The following is a 17,696-nucleotide window of genomic DNA, read 5'->3' as shown; positions in this document are numbered from 1 at the left end:
GTCCTTCCATCAGCCGTTTTAAAGTATTTGTGAAATATTTTTTAGCTGATTTAAAGCTAAATAAATATAACTTAACTACTCCTGGCCGTTATCTCAACAACACTTAGCTAGAAAATCATTTTAAAATTTTTATAAGCCATTTCTCTGCTTCATCTCGTTATCATTCTCATAACCTTAAAATCATAATTCTTATGGTTTGATAAGTGAGCAAGGCTCGTGCTACCATAACCTCGAGTTGAGAACCTAGGCTTGAAAGGAGTATGAATAATCATGAAAATTGGTGTTCCTAAGGAAATAAAAGATCAAGAAGAACGTGTTGGTGCAACTCCTAGCACGGTAGCTAATTTAGTCCACGCAGGTCATGAAGTGATTGTTGAAACTGGTGCCGGTATTGGTTCTGGCTACCCCGACAGTGCTTACACTGCCCTTGGTGCCACTCTGGGTACTGCTGATGAAGCTTGGGACAGTGAAATGATCATTAAAGTAAAGGAACCATTACCGCCTGAGTACCACTACTTCAAAAAGGGCATGATCATCTACACTTATCTGCACCTTGCCGCGGATCGTGAACTCACAGACGCACTTCTTAAAGCTGGTGTAACTGGGGTCGCTTACGAAACTATGGTTGGCCGCGGTGGCGGTTTACCGCTGCTCTTCCCAATGAGTGAGATTGCGGGACGGATGTCCGTACAAGTCGGTGCCCACTTCTTAGAGGAACCGCATTCTGGTAAAGGTGTTTTACTTGGCGGCGTGACTGGCGTTCATCGTGGTAAAATCACGATCATCGGTGCGGGGACCGTTGGCTTCAACGCTGCTAAAATTGCCGTGGGAGTTGGCGCTAACGTTACGATTCTGGATATCAACGCGCAGCGGCTGGCTCAAGTAGACGATATCTTCTCTGGCAAGATTCAAACTTTGATCTCAAACGCCCACAACATCGCGCAATCAGTTAAGGAATCCGACTTAGTCATCGGTGCCGTACTGATTCCTGGTGCAACGGCTCCCAAACTGGTTACTGAAGAAATGGTTGATAGCATGGAAGATGGCTCAGTAATCGTCGACGTGCCAATTGACCAAGGCGGTATCTTTGAAACCAGTACTCACGCTACCACCCACGATGATCCAATCTACATTTCTCACGGCGTGGTTCACTATACTGTTGCTAACATCCCTGGCGCTGTTCCAAAGACGTCAACAGATGCCCTGACCAGCGCAACTGTTGCCTACGCGGTTGAAATTGCCAACAAGGGGATTGCACAGGCTGCGGCTGATAATTCCACCATCTACACTGGTATTAATACCATCGATGGCACCATTGCCTCTAAAGCAGTGGCGGACAGTCTCAAACTGCCATACACGGAATACCAACCTGCAGTTTCCACTGGCAGATAAGGTTGTGAGCCCTTATGGGAAATAAAATTGACATTAACTTGGTGTTAAAAAACGCCAGTAAAAGTGAAGAAGAGCGAACACTGAGCCTGTTTGATCTTTCAATTCTCGGAATTGGTGCGATTATTGGAACTGGGATCCTCGTTTTGACTGGGATCGTAGCATCCACAGACGCTGGTCCCGCCGTCATCTTCTCATTTCTCATTGCGGCATTGGCTAGCGGTTTAATCGGTCTTTGTTATTCAGAATTAACAACGAGCATGCCAAATTCTGGAAGCGCTTACGTTTACGCTTGGGTCTCGATTGGTCAACTTGGTGCCTTCTTTGCTGGCTGGACATTGATTGGTGTCTATATCACAACCACTGCCACGGTGGCCAACGGCTGGACCGGGTACCTTAACTCGTTTCTTAGAGAAATTGGCATCGATATGCCAAGCAATCTGCTGGCTTCCCCTTTCGCAGGCGGAATGATCAATCTGCCAGCGGTGATCATGATCGTGCTCATCACCTTCATCCTCACTAAGGGGACCAGCGAAAGTAAATGGATCAATAACACCTTAGTACTGATCAAACTGGCGATCATCATTCTCTTTATTTCAGTCGCCGTCTTTAACGTTCGTGCCGCTAACTGGCATCCGTTCATGCCATACGGTCCAACCGGTATTTTCACGGGTGCTTCAACCGTGTTCTTCACCTACCTCGGCTTTGATGCTCTAGCAACTTCTGCTGAAGACGCCAAGAACGTGAAGAAAAATTTACCGCGGGCAATCATTATTTCACTGATTGTATCGACAACGCTGTACATTATGGTGAGTCTTATCATGACGGGGGTCGTCAGCTACAAGGAACTCAACGTGCCAGAGTCCATGTCCTTTGTGTTATTAGCTAAGGGACATACGCTTGCCGCTCAATTTGTCTCGGCTGGTGCCGTACTTGGAATTATGGCCGTTGTCTACGCATTCGTTTACGCGGGGTCAAACATCACCATGGCAATGGGGCGCGGTGGTTTCCTGCCTAAGTCATGGGCTCAAAGGAATCAGAAAAGTCATAGTCCCAATACCGCTTTGTGGCTGAACGGACTAATGGCCGCGATTCTTGCGGGACTCATGGATATCCGCAACTTAGCGATCATCGCTAACGTCGGGTCGCTTACCGTGTTTGCCTTGATTTCATTAATCGTCATTGTTCTTCGTCGCCAACAGCCGGATCTAAACCGACCATTTAAAATTCCGTTTGGCTATACCATACCGATCCTTTCGGTGCTGGTCTGCATTTTCTTGCTAGCTAATATTGCGCTTAACGCTTGGCTGATTTACTTTGGCTGGTTGGTGATTGGTTTTATTCTTTACGGTAGTTATTCGGTTCGCCACATTGACGCATTACAGGAGAATTAGTGCATTTTCAATTTTGGGGTTCTCACTCATTAATCATTATCGTTTTATACAAAAAATGGTGCTGCTTAAAAAAGCAGCGCCATTTTATTTGATGTCGTTTACTTTTCAGTTGGATCAACGGGCTGATCAGCCTTGGAACTGGTCTTAAACGTAATCCCGTTACCGTCACTGTTTAAGGTCAATTCAACGGTACTTTGAGCCGTAACTTTGCCGCCAATCAGTAGTTTAGCTAGCGGTGTCTCTACCAGGCTAGTAATGGTTCTCTGCAATGGCCGGGCACCATAGGCTGGTAAGTAACCCCGTTTAGCAAGCCAATTGGTAGCCTCTGGCGTAATCGTCAGCTTAATCTGCTGCTCAGCTAGTCGGTTGGCAAGCCGGTCGATTAGCTTCCCGACAATCTGCTCAACGTCTGCCATCGTCAGCGGTTTGAACATGATCGTGTCATCAATCCGGTTTAAGAATTCCGGCTTAAATGACCGCTGCAGCAGACTGGCCACCTGCTTTTTGGCATCGTCTGAAATGTGCCCCTGATCATCCGTACCATCCAGTAAGATGTCTGACCCTAAGTTAGACGTCATAATCAGCAGAGTGTTCTTAAAGTTGACCGTCCGCCCTTGACTATCCGTTAGACGGCCGTCATCTAAGACTTGCAATAAGATGTTAAAGACATCCGGATGGGCCTTCTCAATTTCATCAAATAACACGATGGAATACGGGTGCCGCCGAACCGCTTCGGTGAGCTGCCCACCTTCTTCGTAGCCAATGTAGCCGGGAGCTGCCCCCACTAACCGGGAAACCGATTCCTTCTCCATGTATTCTGACATGTCGATTCGAATCATTTCGTTCTCCGAGTCAAACAGATTTTCTGCTAAGGCTTTCGCCAGCTCGGTTTTACCCACCCCAGTTGGTCCCAAAAATAGGAATGAACCCAGTGGCTTGCTTGGGTCTTGAAGTCCAGCACGTGACCGTAAAACGGCGTCTGAAACGGCCTCAACCGCCTCGTTTTGACCAATCACCCGTTGATGCAAATTGTCCGCCAGGTGCAGCAGTTTCTCCCGTTCAGAAGCCACCAGCCGGTTCACGGGAATCCCGGTCATTTTGGCAACGACTGCCGCAATTTCCTTTTCCGTAACCGATTCTTCAACCAGCCAGTCCCCGGAATGATCCTTGTGTTCCATTTCGGCCAGTTCCTTTTTCAATTGGGGAATGGTCCCATGCTGCAATACCGCCGCCTTATCCAAATCATACTGGGCTTCAGCATCGTGCAGATCCCGGTTGGCTTTATCCAGCTCGGTCTTCTTCTTGCTTAACGCAGCCAGTGACTGCTTTTCATCTTCCCAGCGGGCGTTTAGGCCGCTGACCGTTTCCTTAACATCCGCTAAACTCTTCTGCACTTCTTTTAACCGTTGCTGCGAAGCTTCGTCAGTTTCCTGCTTCAACGCTGCTTCTTCCACTTGCAGGCGCATTTGCTGCCGGCGGGCCTGATCTAATTCAGTTGGTGCCGAGTTCATAGCAACCCGAATCGATGCTGAGGCTTCATCAACTAGGTCTAGGGCCTTATCTGGCAAATAACGGTCAGTGATATACCGGTCCGATAATTTGGCCGCGGCCACTAACGCGTTATCGTGAATCCGCACGCCATGGTGGATTTCGTATCGTTCACGTAAGCCCCGTAAAATAGTGATGGTATCATCCACTGAGGGTTCGGCTACCGGCACCTTTTGGAACCGGCGTTCAAGCGCCCGGTCTTTTTCCATGTACTTACGGTATTCATCCGTAGTAGTGGCACCAATCAAATGCAGCTCGCCGCGGGCCAGCATCGGTTTCAATAAGTTACCGGCATCCATGCTGCCTTCAGACTTCCCGGCACCCACGATGTTATGAATTTCATCAATGAACATGATAATGTCGCCGTTAGACTTCTTAACTTCATTTAAAACAGCTTTCAGCCGCTCTTCGAATTCGCCACGGTACTTGGCTCCGGCAATCAAAGAACCCATGTCCAGAGAAAAAATCGACTTATTCTTCAGGTTCTCCGGCACATCACCACGGGCGATCCGCTGTGCCAAACCTTCCACGATTGCGGTTTTACCGACTCCGGGTTCACCGATCAAAACGGGGTTGTTCTTCGTTTTCCGTGAGAGGATCCGGGTAACCGTCAAAATTTCCTCGTCTCGGCCGATAATCAGGTCCCGTTTGCCGCTGCGCATGGCTTTTACTAAATCAGTACCGTATTTATCTAAGGCTTGAAAGCCCTCTTCTTGGTTTTTTGACGTGATCTTTTCACCTCCACGAATTTCAGTAACTTTGTTTTTGACCTGCTGCAGTGTCAGTCCCTGCTGGTTCAGGTAGTCACCGAAACGACTGCCGCTCATTTGGATAACTGCAATAATTAAGGTATCACTGGCGATATAGTCATCACCCAAATCTTTTCGGACTTCATCAGCCTTTTGTAATAAGCGGTAAAGGTCTGGTGATAAGTTTTGGCCGTAAGTGACGTTGTCGCCTTCAACTTCACTGATTTGATCAATTTCGTGATCTAATTCAGCGTTCAGCTTGTCCATATTTAAGCCGAGTTCACTGAAAATTTGTCGGTCCAGTTGTCCAGGCTGAATTAAAAATTTAAACAGGTGTGAGACGCCGATCGATTGCTGTTTGCGATTAACGGCAATCTGTTGGGCTTCCGCAATCGCATCAGTCACTGATTGCGTTAAAATGTCTGGATTCATTAAACGATCATCATCCTTTGCTTATTTTACTGAGTCATTCATTACTTGATTCATTTTAGCATAGGTATTCAGGAAAACAAAAACAATTTGACCTTTTTTGACCAAAGTATTTTAACGGGCTTTCCGCCGACTTTTCGGCCGTTTTTTAAAGACGTCATCCGCCGGCTTGAAGCCCCAGAATTTGTGGCCGCGGTATGTCTGCTGCGCCAGTTTGCCATGCACCGCCAAATCTTTGCCGCGCTTGGTTTTAATCTGAAAAGCAATGTCCTTACCGGCTAGTAATTCGGCCACTTCCTGCTCCGAAAAGTGGTGGCCGCCCCAGACCTGATTAAAGTTAACTTCCTTGCCACTAGCGGTTTGACCGCCAGTTTTAGCTTTCTTAGGGTAGTGCTTGACCAGCTTTTCCGGATCACCTAAATTAGTCTTCAGCTTATCGGCGTTGGCCACCATGATTGGCAAATCATGGGTCACCGTTTGAGTGGCGGTAGTCAGCAGTTCGGCTGGTGCTAATTTAAACGCACCGACTTCATCCATCAAACTCATTAACCGCTTGGTCGCATTGGTACTGCTGATGATCGTCCCTTCCGTGAGAATGGCGGAAATCGTTCCCGTATTAGTCATGGACAGCGTTCCTCGCCGCTCCTTCATCAGTGCCGTGGTTCCGGCGGTGATCTGCGATAAGGTCGATACCCGGGTCGCACCAGTTCCAATATTATGGTGCTGCAGATAGTTCATCAGCCACTTCATGGTCGGCTTCACAGGTTTCTTATTAGCGCCTTCAAAAATGAACGGTGACGCGGTTTGTCCTAACTGCTTCTTAGTCGCTTCTCCCGCTTCATCCGTATCGCTGATTTGCCGGGAACTGTCGAAAATCAACTTGTAGTTCAGAGCAACCGGAACGTTAAAGGCCGTCTTAAAAGCGGGGTAGTCCTTCAGTTCCGCTGTGGTGTGATCAAACTCATAGTCTTCCCCCAGCATAGCCAGGTAGTTCTTGGCCACCACCGAGTAAATGGCAGGCCCGGACTTGCCGTACTTTGCTAAACTTCCCAACGAGCTTGGCACCTTTTCACCGGGACGGTTAGCCCCGTGATCGACACTGCCGTTGGTAACGTGCGTGAACCGCGGCTTACGGTGAGTCAGCAACTTTTGATCCACGTCGACCACGGCCGCAATCTTGGGCACCAGTGGCAGTAATTGGTAAAACTGCGCCATTGAAATCTTGGAATCATCCGTCCGCGGATAACTGACAATTTTAGCCTCATACATTTTTTGATAAGTACTCAGCACTTCCTTGGCACTGTAACCCTTAGGCGCCAGAATGGACGCCAAGTTTGAGAGATCCAGTAACTTCGGTGGTGCCGAGTGGCGCCGGACCGTCTTGACGTTGGTAATTTCACTTTCATGGTACTGTTCCAGCTCCTGTTTGGCATCTGCTTGCTTCTCATGGCGCCACTTAGCTGCTTCCTCTTCGTCTTTAAAATGCCGGGCGAAAACGTGTTCCGCGCTATCTTGGAACTTCACCTCGTAAAACGGTTTGCGCTTGTAGTTTTTGATCGCCATTAACTGCTCGTACACGTGGCGCACCATCAAAGATTTCAGCCGGCCTTCGCGCACCACCCGCACTGGATAACCGGCTTGTTTACTCACCGTAGTGGCGATCCGGGTCAACTGCATGGACAGGAAGTCCCACTTACTGCGAGCATCCGATTTTAAGTAATCCCCATCCTGCATTTGGCTAGTGATTGGCTTAATCTCACGAAAACCGCTTTGAATCGAACGGGCTTCTTCATCCGCAAAATACAGCCGCTTCACTGGTTTTTGCCACTTGATAGCATTAATAATCTCCCAGGCCAGCAGTTCACCTTCTCCTGAGGGATCCACATCGGTGGCAATCACCAGTGAATCACAGTCAGCCACCGACTTTTTAATTTCGGCTAAATCAGACTTAGTGGACTTTTTACGTCCCGTCCGCGGATTTTTTGCCATGATGGGCTGTTTTTCCCAACTAAAATCATTAATTTGCCAAGGCAAATGTTCGATCTTCCAGGAACGGTACTGCGCCGCCTTGTCCGCTGGCACCTGATCCTTAGGGTCAACAAATTCCATCAGGTGCCCGTGGGAATGAACGATTCGGTAAGTGTGACCCTCAAACTCGCCGCTGGTACCGCCCAAGGCACTGGCAAAGTTTTTGGCCGCACTGGCCTTTTCACATAAAATGGCGTACTTACACATGACCTTGCTCCCCTTCAATAACCATAATTTAAAAGAGTTTTAGCAGCCGGTTTAACTGTTAAAGCTCTTTTTGACTGTTCTATGCTTCTTTTGCGTTTAAGCTAATCATCTTTAAAATGACGTCCGTGGCTTTTGCCATGGTCTGCTCCGATACGAATTCAAACCGGCCGTGCATGTTCTCACCGCCAGCAAAAATATTCGGTGTCGGCAGCCCTAAAAACGAAATCTTTGAACCGTCCGTACCGCCCCGTACTGGCGCGATATCCGGTTTAATCCCTAGTTCGATCATCGCCTGCTTGGCCAGTTCCACCACGCTCATATCTTTTTCGATAATCTCACGCATGTTGTAGTACTGGTCTTTAAGGGTAACTTGTACCGTCCCGGTGCCGTATTTCGCATTCATTCGATCCGCAATCCCCGCAAACAGCTGCTTGCGGTCTTCAAACCGCTGCCGGTCATGGTCACGGATAATGTACCCCAGATCAGCAGTATCAACGTCACCGCTAATTTTATAGAGGTGGAAGAACCCTTCTCTGCCAGTCGTTTTTTCCGGCCGGTCGTGTTCCGGTAAGGCGTTATGAAAATCAATGGCTAACTGGTTAGCATTGATCATGGTGTCCTTGGCCGAACCGGGGTGAACGTTGGTACCGGTAATGTGCACCCGTCCATCCGCCGCGTTAAAAGTTTCGTACTCCAGCTGGCCTAATGGGCCGCCGTCAACGGTGTAGGCAAAGTCAGCCCCGAAGTCCTTGACGTCAAAATGGTCAGCACCAGTCCCGATTTCTTCGTCTGGCCCCAGGCCCACCTTGATGGTGCCGTGTTTGATTTCTGGATAAGCCGTTAGATACTCCATGGCGGTCATAATTTCTGCCACCCCGGACTTATCATCTGATCCCAGTAGCGTTGAACCATCGGTGGTGATCAGCGTTTGCCCGGCATAATTTAAGAGGTTCGGAAACACCTTGGGATCCAGCGTATATTTACCAGCTGAATCCAGTGAGATCACGGAATGGCCATCGTAGTTTTCCACGATCTGCGGTTTGATATTCTTGCCGTTAAAGTCCGCGGTATCCACGTGGGAAATAAACCCAATGGTGGGTACCTGCGCTTCCAGGTTGCTGGGTAAGGTGGCAAAAACGTACCCGCTGGGCGCGCTCACGTGAACGTCAGTCAGGCCAATTTCCGTCAGCTCAGCCGCCAAAGTTTTTAAGAAATCAACTTGGCTTTGCGTGGACGGTACCGTGGTACTGTCCTCATCAGAACGGGTTTCAACGGCCACATATTTCAAAAAGCGCGGAATCAAGTTTTCGTATTGCATGCTCGGTCACCCTTTCAAATAAACGTAAACGGATCGGTATTCAGCTTTGATGGCACGATTTCAATCTGCCACTGGTTTTCCTTGTCCCATTGTTTGAACAGTTCAGTTAAATGGGGCTTACAGATGCTTTCAATGTGGTGGCCGGGATCGATCACTGGGAAGTGTGCCGCAATCATGTCATGGCCGGTATGGTAATACACATCGCCGGTAACGTATGCGTCAGCACCCTTTTTCTGGGCAATCTTAAAGAATTTACCGCCGTCACCGCCAAGCACCGCGATGCGTTGTACGGACTTGTCCAGATCGTCAGCAACTACCCGCAAACCAGCTACGTTAAAGACCTGCTTGCAGTGCGCTGCAAATTCCCGCACCGTCATGGTTTCGGGCAGGTCACCGATCCGGCCCATGCTGAATTGATGACCCTCATGATCTAACCTGGTTAGCTCCAAGGCTGGGTGGCCGCCTGGATACACTTCGTTAACAGCTTGTACAACGGCTTGTAATTTGGCATTCGGTACCCGCATCTGAATCGCCAGTTCATCGGTACTGTTCCGTTCGCCCACGGGGCCTAACTCTGGGTCAGCTCCCTGCATTGGCGTAAACCAGGTGGTGCCGTTCCATTCATAGCTGGCACCAGAATACCGGGCCATATCACCGGCACCGGCACCAACCATCGCTAAGCGCACTGCGTCGGCGTAAACCGGCTGTACGTGGACTGTCAACAAATAGTTAGCTTCACGAACACCGTCAACCATGCCAACGGTATTCGATAACCCTAACGCCTCTGCCAACCAATCATTCATGCCGCCATCCGCACTGTCTAAATTCGTGTGAGCCGCGTACACCGTAATGTGGTGCTGCAGCAACGTGGCATACATCTGGTTTTGCGGATCTGCTAAGTCTAAATTACGCGCCGGATGAAACATCATGGGATGGTGGGCAAAAATTAAATCAGCGCCAACGGACACTGCTTCGTCCACCACTTCTGGCCGCACATCCAAGGTAACCAGTACCTTGTGACAATCAGCATCCAATGAACCCAACTGCAAACCGACTGGATCTTTCGGTTCGGCAATTGACTTCGGTGCAAACTGTTCAAACCGCTCAATTAAGGTTTTAACTTTCATCTAAAACGACCTCCTGAATTTGATCGCGTTCCTGTTTAAAGGCAGCAATTTTTTGCTGCGGGGCATTTTTCGCTTGTTTCATAGTGGCAATCACCTGATCCAGCCGGACTTGTTCCTGACGCCACTTCTGCTGGAGCACGGGACTCTTTTCCCGCAGCAGATACGGACCGAATTTAAGTTCAGCAGCCGTATAAGTGACAGGCGTATCAGTGGGATCACCCACGATAATTTCGTAAATATGACCGTCTTCTGCCAGGATTCGTTCAGCCACAATTTCATAACTGTTATCCTGCAGCCAGCGCCGGACGTTATCCTCGCCTACGTTAGGCTGTAAGATCAGTCGTTCATGGTGGGCCAGATGTGATTTACCGCTTTCCAAAATATTGGTGATCAAGGTACCGCCCATACCGGCAATCGTGACGGTATCAATGTTGTCGTCTGGGTGAATTGCCGCTAAGCCATCCGCTAAACGGGCCGTGATGACTGCCGTCAGCTGTTCATTTTCAATTTCCGTCAACGCATTGTGATAGGGTCCCTTCACAACTTCGCCGGCAATTGCCGCACTAATGACGCCCTGTTTAGCTAAATGCACCGGCAGATAGGCGTGATCTGAGCCGATGTCCGCTAAGCGTGCGCCCGGCCGAACAAAGTCGGCAACGGTTTGCAGGCGGTTGGATAAATGTGTCCCGTTCATACGTGGTTCACTCCTCTTCAATCTCGTAGTTCCATTATAGGCTAGAGCCTAAACTCAGCACAACCGGTATCGGTGCTTTTTATAATCTGGAATAGTAATGACAACAACAAAGGTGCCACAGTCAATTTTCATAACTGTGACACCCTTCTTATTTTGCAATGCTTAGTTAATTACTCATCATCGCGTTTGCGCCGTTTCAGACCAACTAGGCCTAACATGCTGGTTAATAGTCCAAGAAGCCCTAAGCCAACTTCTGAATGACTTTGTTCGTTGGTTTGCGGTAACTTCTGCTGATTAATAGCTGAAGAATTAGATTGATCTTGCGAAACTGACCCATTTTGAGCTACTAATGAGCTATTTTGAGTTGCTGTAGTGATGCCAGATGTACCAGCAGCACCAGATCCAACTGATGACTGTGAACCCTTACCACTTGCAGTATTTCTTGAAGTTGCGGTACCTGGATTGGTCGTCTTTGAAATGCCCTTACCAGGAGTCGTCGTTTTGTTGACTGCTGTGCCCGGAGCCGGATTGCTTGGAGTCGTTGGCTGAGTCGGTTCAGTTGGTTGTGTTGGTTGTTCTGGTTGTTCTGGTTGATTTGGTTGATTTGGCTGGTTTGGCTGGTTTGGTTGATCCGGCTGATTCGGCTTGATTGGCGTGTAAGTGACCACCACGTCTTCGTTATACATTGGGACATCGTGTGCGACCACGCTGCCTAATGCTTGCTGGTCAACCTTAGCTGGAGTGGCTTTGTAGCCCGTAAGATCCGGTACTGATTGTTCATAATAAGCACCTTGTGGCGTTGCAACGCTATTGCCAGTCACTTCATCAGTCACGACTTTCCAAGTAATCGTTTGAACCTGTGGCGCTGGTACAGAACCAGTGTAGCCTGGATTATCAACGACATAGTGTGTCGTGCGAGTTGAAATGGTTGTGGTGTGATCCAGCTTGTGTGCCAGTTTAATTGTCAGATTATCGCTGGTATCATTACCTGCTTTAAATGTATACGGTACCGTACCATCCTGTCCCGCTGCTAAAACATAATGCTGCGGAATTACGACTTTGTAGTTGCCTGTTTCATCAGTCTTTCCAGTAAGTGTTTCTGGTGTACCAACAATCGTATCACCATTGTCAGCGTCTTCGTAGGTAACCGTCAGGTCAGCATTACTAGCCGAATAAGTAACAGTCACACTGCTATCCACAGGCATAGTTGTAGTAACTTGATCAGTCCCTGCTGGCACATTTGCGTAATTTGGTTCATAACCTGGTACTGTTGGCGAAGTAACTTCAGGGTAGTTACCAATTGGTGTATACGTTGTCACACCAGTAACTTGATCAGTATCTGTCTTCCAGGTCAATGGCCGACTAACTGTTGCTGGATTACCTTCAGTCAAACCTGTATAAATGATTTTCCGATACGTCGTGCCAGTAAAGCCCTCTGGCAACTTCGTAGTGTGCTGATGCTTCAGTTTAATCGTTAGATTATCCGAATCATCCGTCTTCAAAGTGTATGATACCGTAGCAGCCTGGCCAGGAGCCAAGACGTAATTTGCTGGTACTTTAACAGTGTATGTCCCCGTTCTGCCTTCCGTACCGGTAATCGTTTCTGGTGTACCAACGACGGCATTGCTATTATCGGTATCGACGTAAGTAACCTTGAGACTTGCCTGACTACTAATCAACTCATACTGAACGAAATCACCGTCATAGAAGGATTGGCTAACTTGACCAAATTGTGCCGTACCATTACCAGTACCATCAATAATAGTTGGTGTTGCTTTACCAGAATCATCAGTAACCAGCTTATAACCAGCTGGAATCAAGCCTTGGTCAGTAGTAGAAAAACCAGAAAGCTGGGTTGGATAATCATTAGTAAAAGTATCCGCGCCATCAGTAAGTGTCTTGTTCAAATCAGGAAGGTCAATATACTTATCAGTGCCACTTTCATTAACATAATGGAATCGTGCCTTAACCGTCGATTGGCCGACAATCTTAAGTGATGCATCCTTTGAACTTACGCTGGCTGGAGCACCATTACCATAGAAAATGGTTTGCAAATAACCCGTTTTATTAGCTTGTGCAGCAAAATTATCAGTCGTACCGCTAATCTGAATCCTACCGGTAGAAGTGTTCGGTTGAATCCCATTAATTTGGATAATGATCGAGCGAACTTTCGACCAGTCATCAACTTGAGTTGCGGGAACATAGCCTGCTGTGTCAGGCGTCGTAGCACTAGCATTCACAGCTTGTAGCTGAGTTGAATACAGAACCGTTGGGTTAATTGCGTTGCCTTGTCCATTAACAACTGTGTAATCAGCTGGTACTTTGATTGGTCCGGATAGCTTGAATGTATATTGTGAATGCTTTGAATCGCCAACCGTTGGTAGATTAATTGCCACGCTAGCATTACTGTTCTTAGCATTGTCTGCTAAGGAAGTATAAACAATCGAATCATAGAAGTTCAGTGTTGGATCACCTTTAGTACCACTTTGACCGTTGAGAATCGCATCAGGATTCAAATTTCCTTTAGCTAATGAACTGTTAAAGAAGGAACTTGCGGTAACAATCTTCCAGTTACCTTGACCACCATCCAACAGGACGGCATTAGGATTACCCTCCACAAATGATGAATTAGTAGCAGGCGTACTGTTCGTTGTTTTAGTTTTTGGTGAAACAACATACATATAATAAGGATATGTGCCAGGCAGTGCATCCGGATTGTTAGCAAGTACAACTTCACCATATTTACCAGTTGGCTGTCCCAAATCAACCGTAGTACCAGTCCCTGAATAGTCAATTTTCACAACGGTCTGACCGTTATCGGCCTTGAATTCAGAAATCTTTGCTCCAGTTACTTGAGTTAAAGCAGCACCAGTTGGATCAAGTGTTGCTGGACCACCTGGATTATAAGAATCTTCACTGTTGATTGAGGCAATGGTAGTGGCCTTTGGAAGGACAAAATAGAAAGTTGGCTCGTAAAGATCATTTGTCGTCTGGCCACGAGTACCAATGGTGGCAATATCTAATGATCCTGCCTTGGGATTTCCAGGATCAGTCGAGTGAGCATACCGATATGAATAAGCTGGAACGACAGTTTTAGCTTCCACAACAGTTTCTGTCACTGAAGAAGTACTATTAAGCTGGTTGCCACTAGCATCGAAGCTACTATTTATAGTAGGGACAAGTTTATCCCCAACTTTAACAGGTGTCCCGTTATCGTAAGTGTTTGATAAATGACCGTAAACAATAAAGCTAGAAGGCGTACCAACACCTAAACTTGCGTCATAACCTGTATTGGCACCTGGAGCCAATTCGTTCGGCTCAAACACAGCCGTTCGAATTGCTGAATTAGAAGTTACTTTATCACCAGCTTGAACAGTCCCGGTTCTAGTCGTCCCATCATCAAGCGTTAATGTATAAGTGTAGCTGGTAGTACCTGGTAAATAAACAGTAGGTGAAACAACTGAAGCGGGTGCATGAATACTCGTTGCGTCTAATCCATCGGGAATCGTAATCTGAAACTTATTATTCGTGGAATTAGCTGCGGAATTATAAGCAAAACCAAAACTAGCTAAATACTGTGGATCGTTGGTAGGATCCGTATCCAGTACTAACTGGTTTGGTGAGGTGGAAGAATTACCTCCGGCATTTGATGCAGCGTTACTATGGCCAACATCAGTTCCACCTTGATTGGCAATTAATTGAACACTCCAAGGCCCTGCCTTACTGGTATCCGTAAGTTTATCACCATCGCCATTAAGAATTTGAGAAAAGGTAATATTCCCTTTTGCGGTCAACGTTTGGGTAGTATCCGTCTGAGCAACCTCGAAGGCACCCACTAGTTTATATGGCTGAATGTATTGGAAATTCTGATTCCCCGCCTTTGCGGGAACTGTAATGATAATATCTGTTCCCTTTCCACCCGGTTGAGTAATCGTTGAACCGTCAGTCAACCCATTTATTTGACTCGTACTATTAGTATCGAGAACAAAGCCTGTTGGAACAGGAATAGTGACAGTTGAACCACCGTAGTTATCCGCACTGTTAACACGCGGAGTGGAATTTGAATCATCCTTAACACCATCTGCCTCATTGACGCTCACACTATACACATAATTCTTATTAGGTAAAATTTGTGCAACTTCGCCCCCATTTGGATAAAGCATTGAAACTGTGCTTAAATTAACTGTCGGTTTGATGGTTTGGGTAAAGGTAATTGGTGTTTGGGCAACAGCCTCTCCTTGACCATGCTTAATTGACCAAGTAATCGTTTTGGTTACCGTTTTGCCTACGTCTTCCATAGCTTCCGGCTGTCCGCTATCATTGCCAATTAAATTTAGTTTAATTAACTGGGTAGTAGTCGAATCAGCAATAAAAGTATCAGTTACAGTGTGCGATTTATCAGGATTAGTAGTTACAACAGTGGTCCCTGCTTGACTAACTAATGGATCCGCTGACCCAAATTTATACACTGGTGTATCCGCTGGAATGTTGATGACATAAACATCACCGGCTTTAGCATTAGTTGTCAATGTTAATGTTAATGGGCTTTGGGCATTTGTGCCATAACCAATCGCAGAATCTGAAATCGTTAAAGGTGCTGTCAAAGCATCCGCCACTGCATGAATTTCCTGAGGTTGATGAGTAGCAGCGTAAACCTGTTCCGCAGTGGCCTTAGCAGCGCTCAATTGCTTATCCGTTGGATCAACTAACGTCTTAGTTGTTGCAGCTGACGCTACATCTGTCGTATTTGCCGGAGCTTCTGAGTCAGTTGGCGTACTTGCATCGGTAGTTGAAGAATCACTTGTTTTAGTATTTACATCACTTTTAGTTACAGGCAAATTTTCAGCTTTTTCACCAACGTTTGCGGAGGTTGTATCAGTAGATTTTACACTTTCAGTGGCGTTTTTATTCGTATTACTTGTTGCACTATCACTTGTATTTGCAGTGCTACTCTGATCATTGGCATTTGAATCAGTACCTGTTTTTAACGATACTGTACCTTTATTTTGATTAGCCGCCGTTGCAGCTGTATCGCTTGTCTTTACTGAAGTTAGTTCTTGTGCAGTAGCCGCTGTTGTATCAGCATAACTTGTTGTACTCCCCAATAACAAGCCGGCACCAAGAGCCAAACTAGCAAGGCTAGCATATACCCAACGTCTTCCAGCCTTATATGATTTATAATGTTCTTTTAAATTAGACTTAACTGTTCGAATGTGATTATTCTTGCCTACCATTTTGCTACCCCCTAGGTTTAATTACCAATTCTAATTATTATCATCATTAAAATTATCTAAAAATTATTCTTATTATTTAGCTTCATACTATCGAATATTTCAATCTAACAGCGGGAGCTTTTACCCTAATATCGACTATTTATAGTGAGTTTTTCGGATTCTTATGCCGTTTCCCATAACTATCCCCTTCTTTTCCTTAATTGTAAGGTTAATTTTTTCACAAGTAAAGGACATTAATCATATTTTGGTGTCCCTACTTTTTTAAAAAATAACAAAAAAATGAGAAACAGATTTACTTGAATAAATCGAACTTTTCGTACCACTTCAAATAAAAAACACCTTAATCATCGAGTCAGCTACAGCTCGTGATTAAGGTGTTTTTTATAATGCTTGTATAACTTTAATTTTTATTCAGGCTATTCCAAGAAATCCTTCAACTGCTTTGAACGTGATGGGTGACGAAGCTTGCGTAAGGCTTTAGCTTCGATTTGACGAATCCGTTCACGGGTAACACCGAAGACCTTACCGACTTCTTCCAAAGTGCGGGTCCGGCCGTCATCCAAACCGAAACGCAGACGTAGCACGTTTTCCTCACGGTCAGTTAAAGTATCCAGTACGCTTTCAAGCTGTTCTTTTAACAGTTCGTAAGCAGCGTGGTCAGCTGGACTAGTGGCATCGTCATCTTCAATGAAGTCCCCTAAGTGAGAGTCATCCTCTTCACCAATTGGGGTTTCCAATGAAACGGGTTCTTGAGCGATCTTCAAGATCTCACGAACCTTTTCCGTTGGCATATCCATTTCAGCACCAATTTCTTCGGGCGTAGGTTCACGCCCTAAGTCTTGCAGTAATTGACGTTGGATCCGGATCAACTTGTTGATGGTTTCAACCATGTGAACTGGGATCCGGATAGTCCGGGCTTGGTCAGCAATGGCACGGGTGATGGCTTGACGAATCCACCAAGTGGCATAAGTTGAGAACTTGAATCCTTTACGGTAATCGAATTTCTCAACGGCCTTCATCAGACCCATGTTTCCTTCTTGGATCAGATCCAAGAATTGCATGCCACGGCCAACGTAACGCTTAGCAATGGAAACCACCAAACGCAGGTTAGCTTCAGCCAACTCTTGCTTAGCTTCTTCGTCGCCTTGCTCGATCCGTAAGGCTAAGGCAACTTCTTCATCGGCCGTTAACAGCTTAACCCGGCCGATTTCCTTCAGGTACATCCGGACAGGATCGTTGATCTTAACGCCGGATGGTGCAGAAGTATCCTTTAATTCACTGGCGCTGACTTTCTTGGCAGCTTTAACGGCACGTGAATCTGGATCACCGTTTTCGTCAACGACACTGATACCAGCATCTTCAACCTTTTCCAGTAAACCGTCCATCTTCTTGGCGGTTAAACCAAATGGTGAAGCAATTTTATCTGACAGTTCATCATAGGTGACTTGACCCTTTTTCTTGTAATCCTTTACCAGGTCTTTAACGGCTTTGTCGTAACCCTTTTGATCAAACGTCTTGCTCGTTTTGCTCGTCTTGCTTGTCGTCTTACTGCTTTTCTTTGTTTCTTTTGCCATTAGAA

At 46.6% G+C, this 17,696-nt stretch carries 9 protein-coding genes; 2 read left to right on the top strand and 7 right to left on the bottom strand.

Annotated features, from left to right (window positions below; translation table 11 throughout):
- Positions 1-270: 270 nt before the first annotated feature.
- Positions 271-1,392 carry an alanine dehydrogenase gene (gene ald, locus JUE95_RS00415; RefSeq protein ID WP_203648358.1) on the top strand — a complete coding sequence of 374 codons (1,122 nt, stop codon included), beginning with the start codon at positions 271-273 and terminating at the stop codon, positions 1,390-1,392.
- A 14-nt stretch (positions 1,393-1,406) separates the two neighbouring features.
- Positions 1,407-2,783, top strand: coding sequence for an APC family permease (locus JUE95_RS00410; RefSeq protein WP_203648356.1), 1,377 nt, complete (start codon positions 1,407-1,409; stop codon positions 2,781-2,783).
- A 98-nt stretch (positions 2,784-2,881) separates the two neighbouring features.
- Here the strand turns inward: JUE95_RS00410 and clpB are convergent, their stop codons facing one another.
- From clpB to rpoD, 7 genes are all read right to left on the bottom strand, one after another.
- On the bottom strand, positions 2,882-5,512 hold the full coding sequence (gene clpB, locus JUE95_RS00405) for an ATP-dependent chaperone ClpB (RefSeq protein ID WP_203648354.1): 2,631 nt from the start codon (positions 5,510-5,512) through the stop codon (positions 2,882-2,884).
- A gap of 111 nt (positions 5,513-5,623) precedes the next feature.
- Positions 5,624-7,744: a DNA topoisomerase gene (locus JUE95_RS00400; protein WP_203648352.1), complete on the bottom strand. Its 2,121-nt coding sequence runs from the start codon at positions 7,742-7,744 to the stop codon at positions 5,624-5,626.
- 79 nt (positions 7,745-7,823) lie between these two features.
- Positions 7,824-9,062: a peptidase T gene (gene pepT, locus JUE95_RS00395; protein WP_203648351.1), complete on the bottom strand. Its 1,239-nt coding sequence runs from the start codon at positions 9,060-9,062 to the stop codon at positions 7,824-7,826.
- A 14-nt stretch (positions 9,063-9,076) separates the two neighbouring features.
- On the bottom strand, positions 9,077-10,189 hold the full coding sequence (locus tag JUE95_RS00390) for a Nif3-like dinuclear metal center hexameric protein (protein ID WP_203648350.1): 1,113 nt from the start codon (positions 10,187-10,189) through the stop codon (positions 9,077-9,079).
- On the bottom strand, positions 10,179-10,883 hold the full coding sequence (locus JUE95_RS00385; RefSeq protein WP_203648348.1) for a tRNA (adenine(22)-N(1))-methyltransferase: 705 nt from the start codon (positions 10,881-10,883) through the stop codon (positions 10,179-10,181). The genes JUE95_RS00390 and JUE95_RS00385 overlap by 11 nt, the downstream gene beginning before the upstream one ends.
- 170 nt (positions 10,884-11,053) lie before the next feature.
- Positions 11,054-16,117 carry a KxYKxGKxW signal peptide domain-containing protein gene (locus JUE95_RS00380; RefSeq protein WP_203648347.1) on the bottom strand — a complete coding sequence of 1,688 codons (5,064 nt, stop codon included), beginning with the start codon at positions 16,115-16,117 and terminating at the stop codon, positions 11,054-11,056.
- Between the two features lie 416 nt (positions 16,118-16,533).
- Positions 16,534-17,691 (bottom strand): RNA polymerase sigma factor RpoD, encoded by a 1,158-nt coding sequence (rpoD, locus tag JUE95_RS00375; protein WP_203648346.1) that lies wholly within the window; start codon positions 17,689-17,691, stop codon positions 16,534-16,536.
- Positions 17,692-17,696: the final 5 nt, after the last annotated feature.

The sequence above is a fragment of the Secundilactobacillus yichangensis genome (assembly GCF_016861565.1).
Classification (GTDB): Bacteria; Bacillota; Bacilli; order Lactobacillales; family Lactobacillaceae; genus Secundilactobacillus; species Secundilactobacillus yichangensis.
Note: the sequence above shows the minus strand (reverse complement) of the source record. Positions and strands in the feature narration are given on the sequence as shown.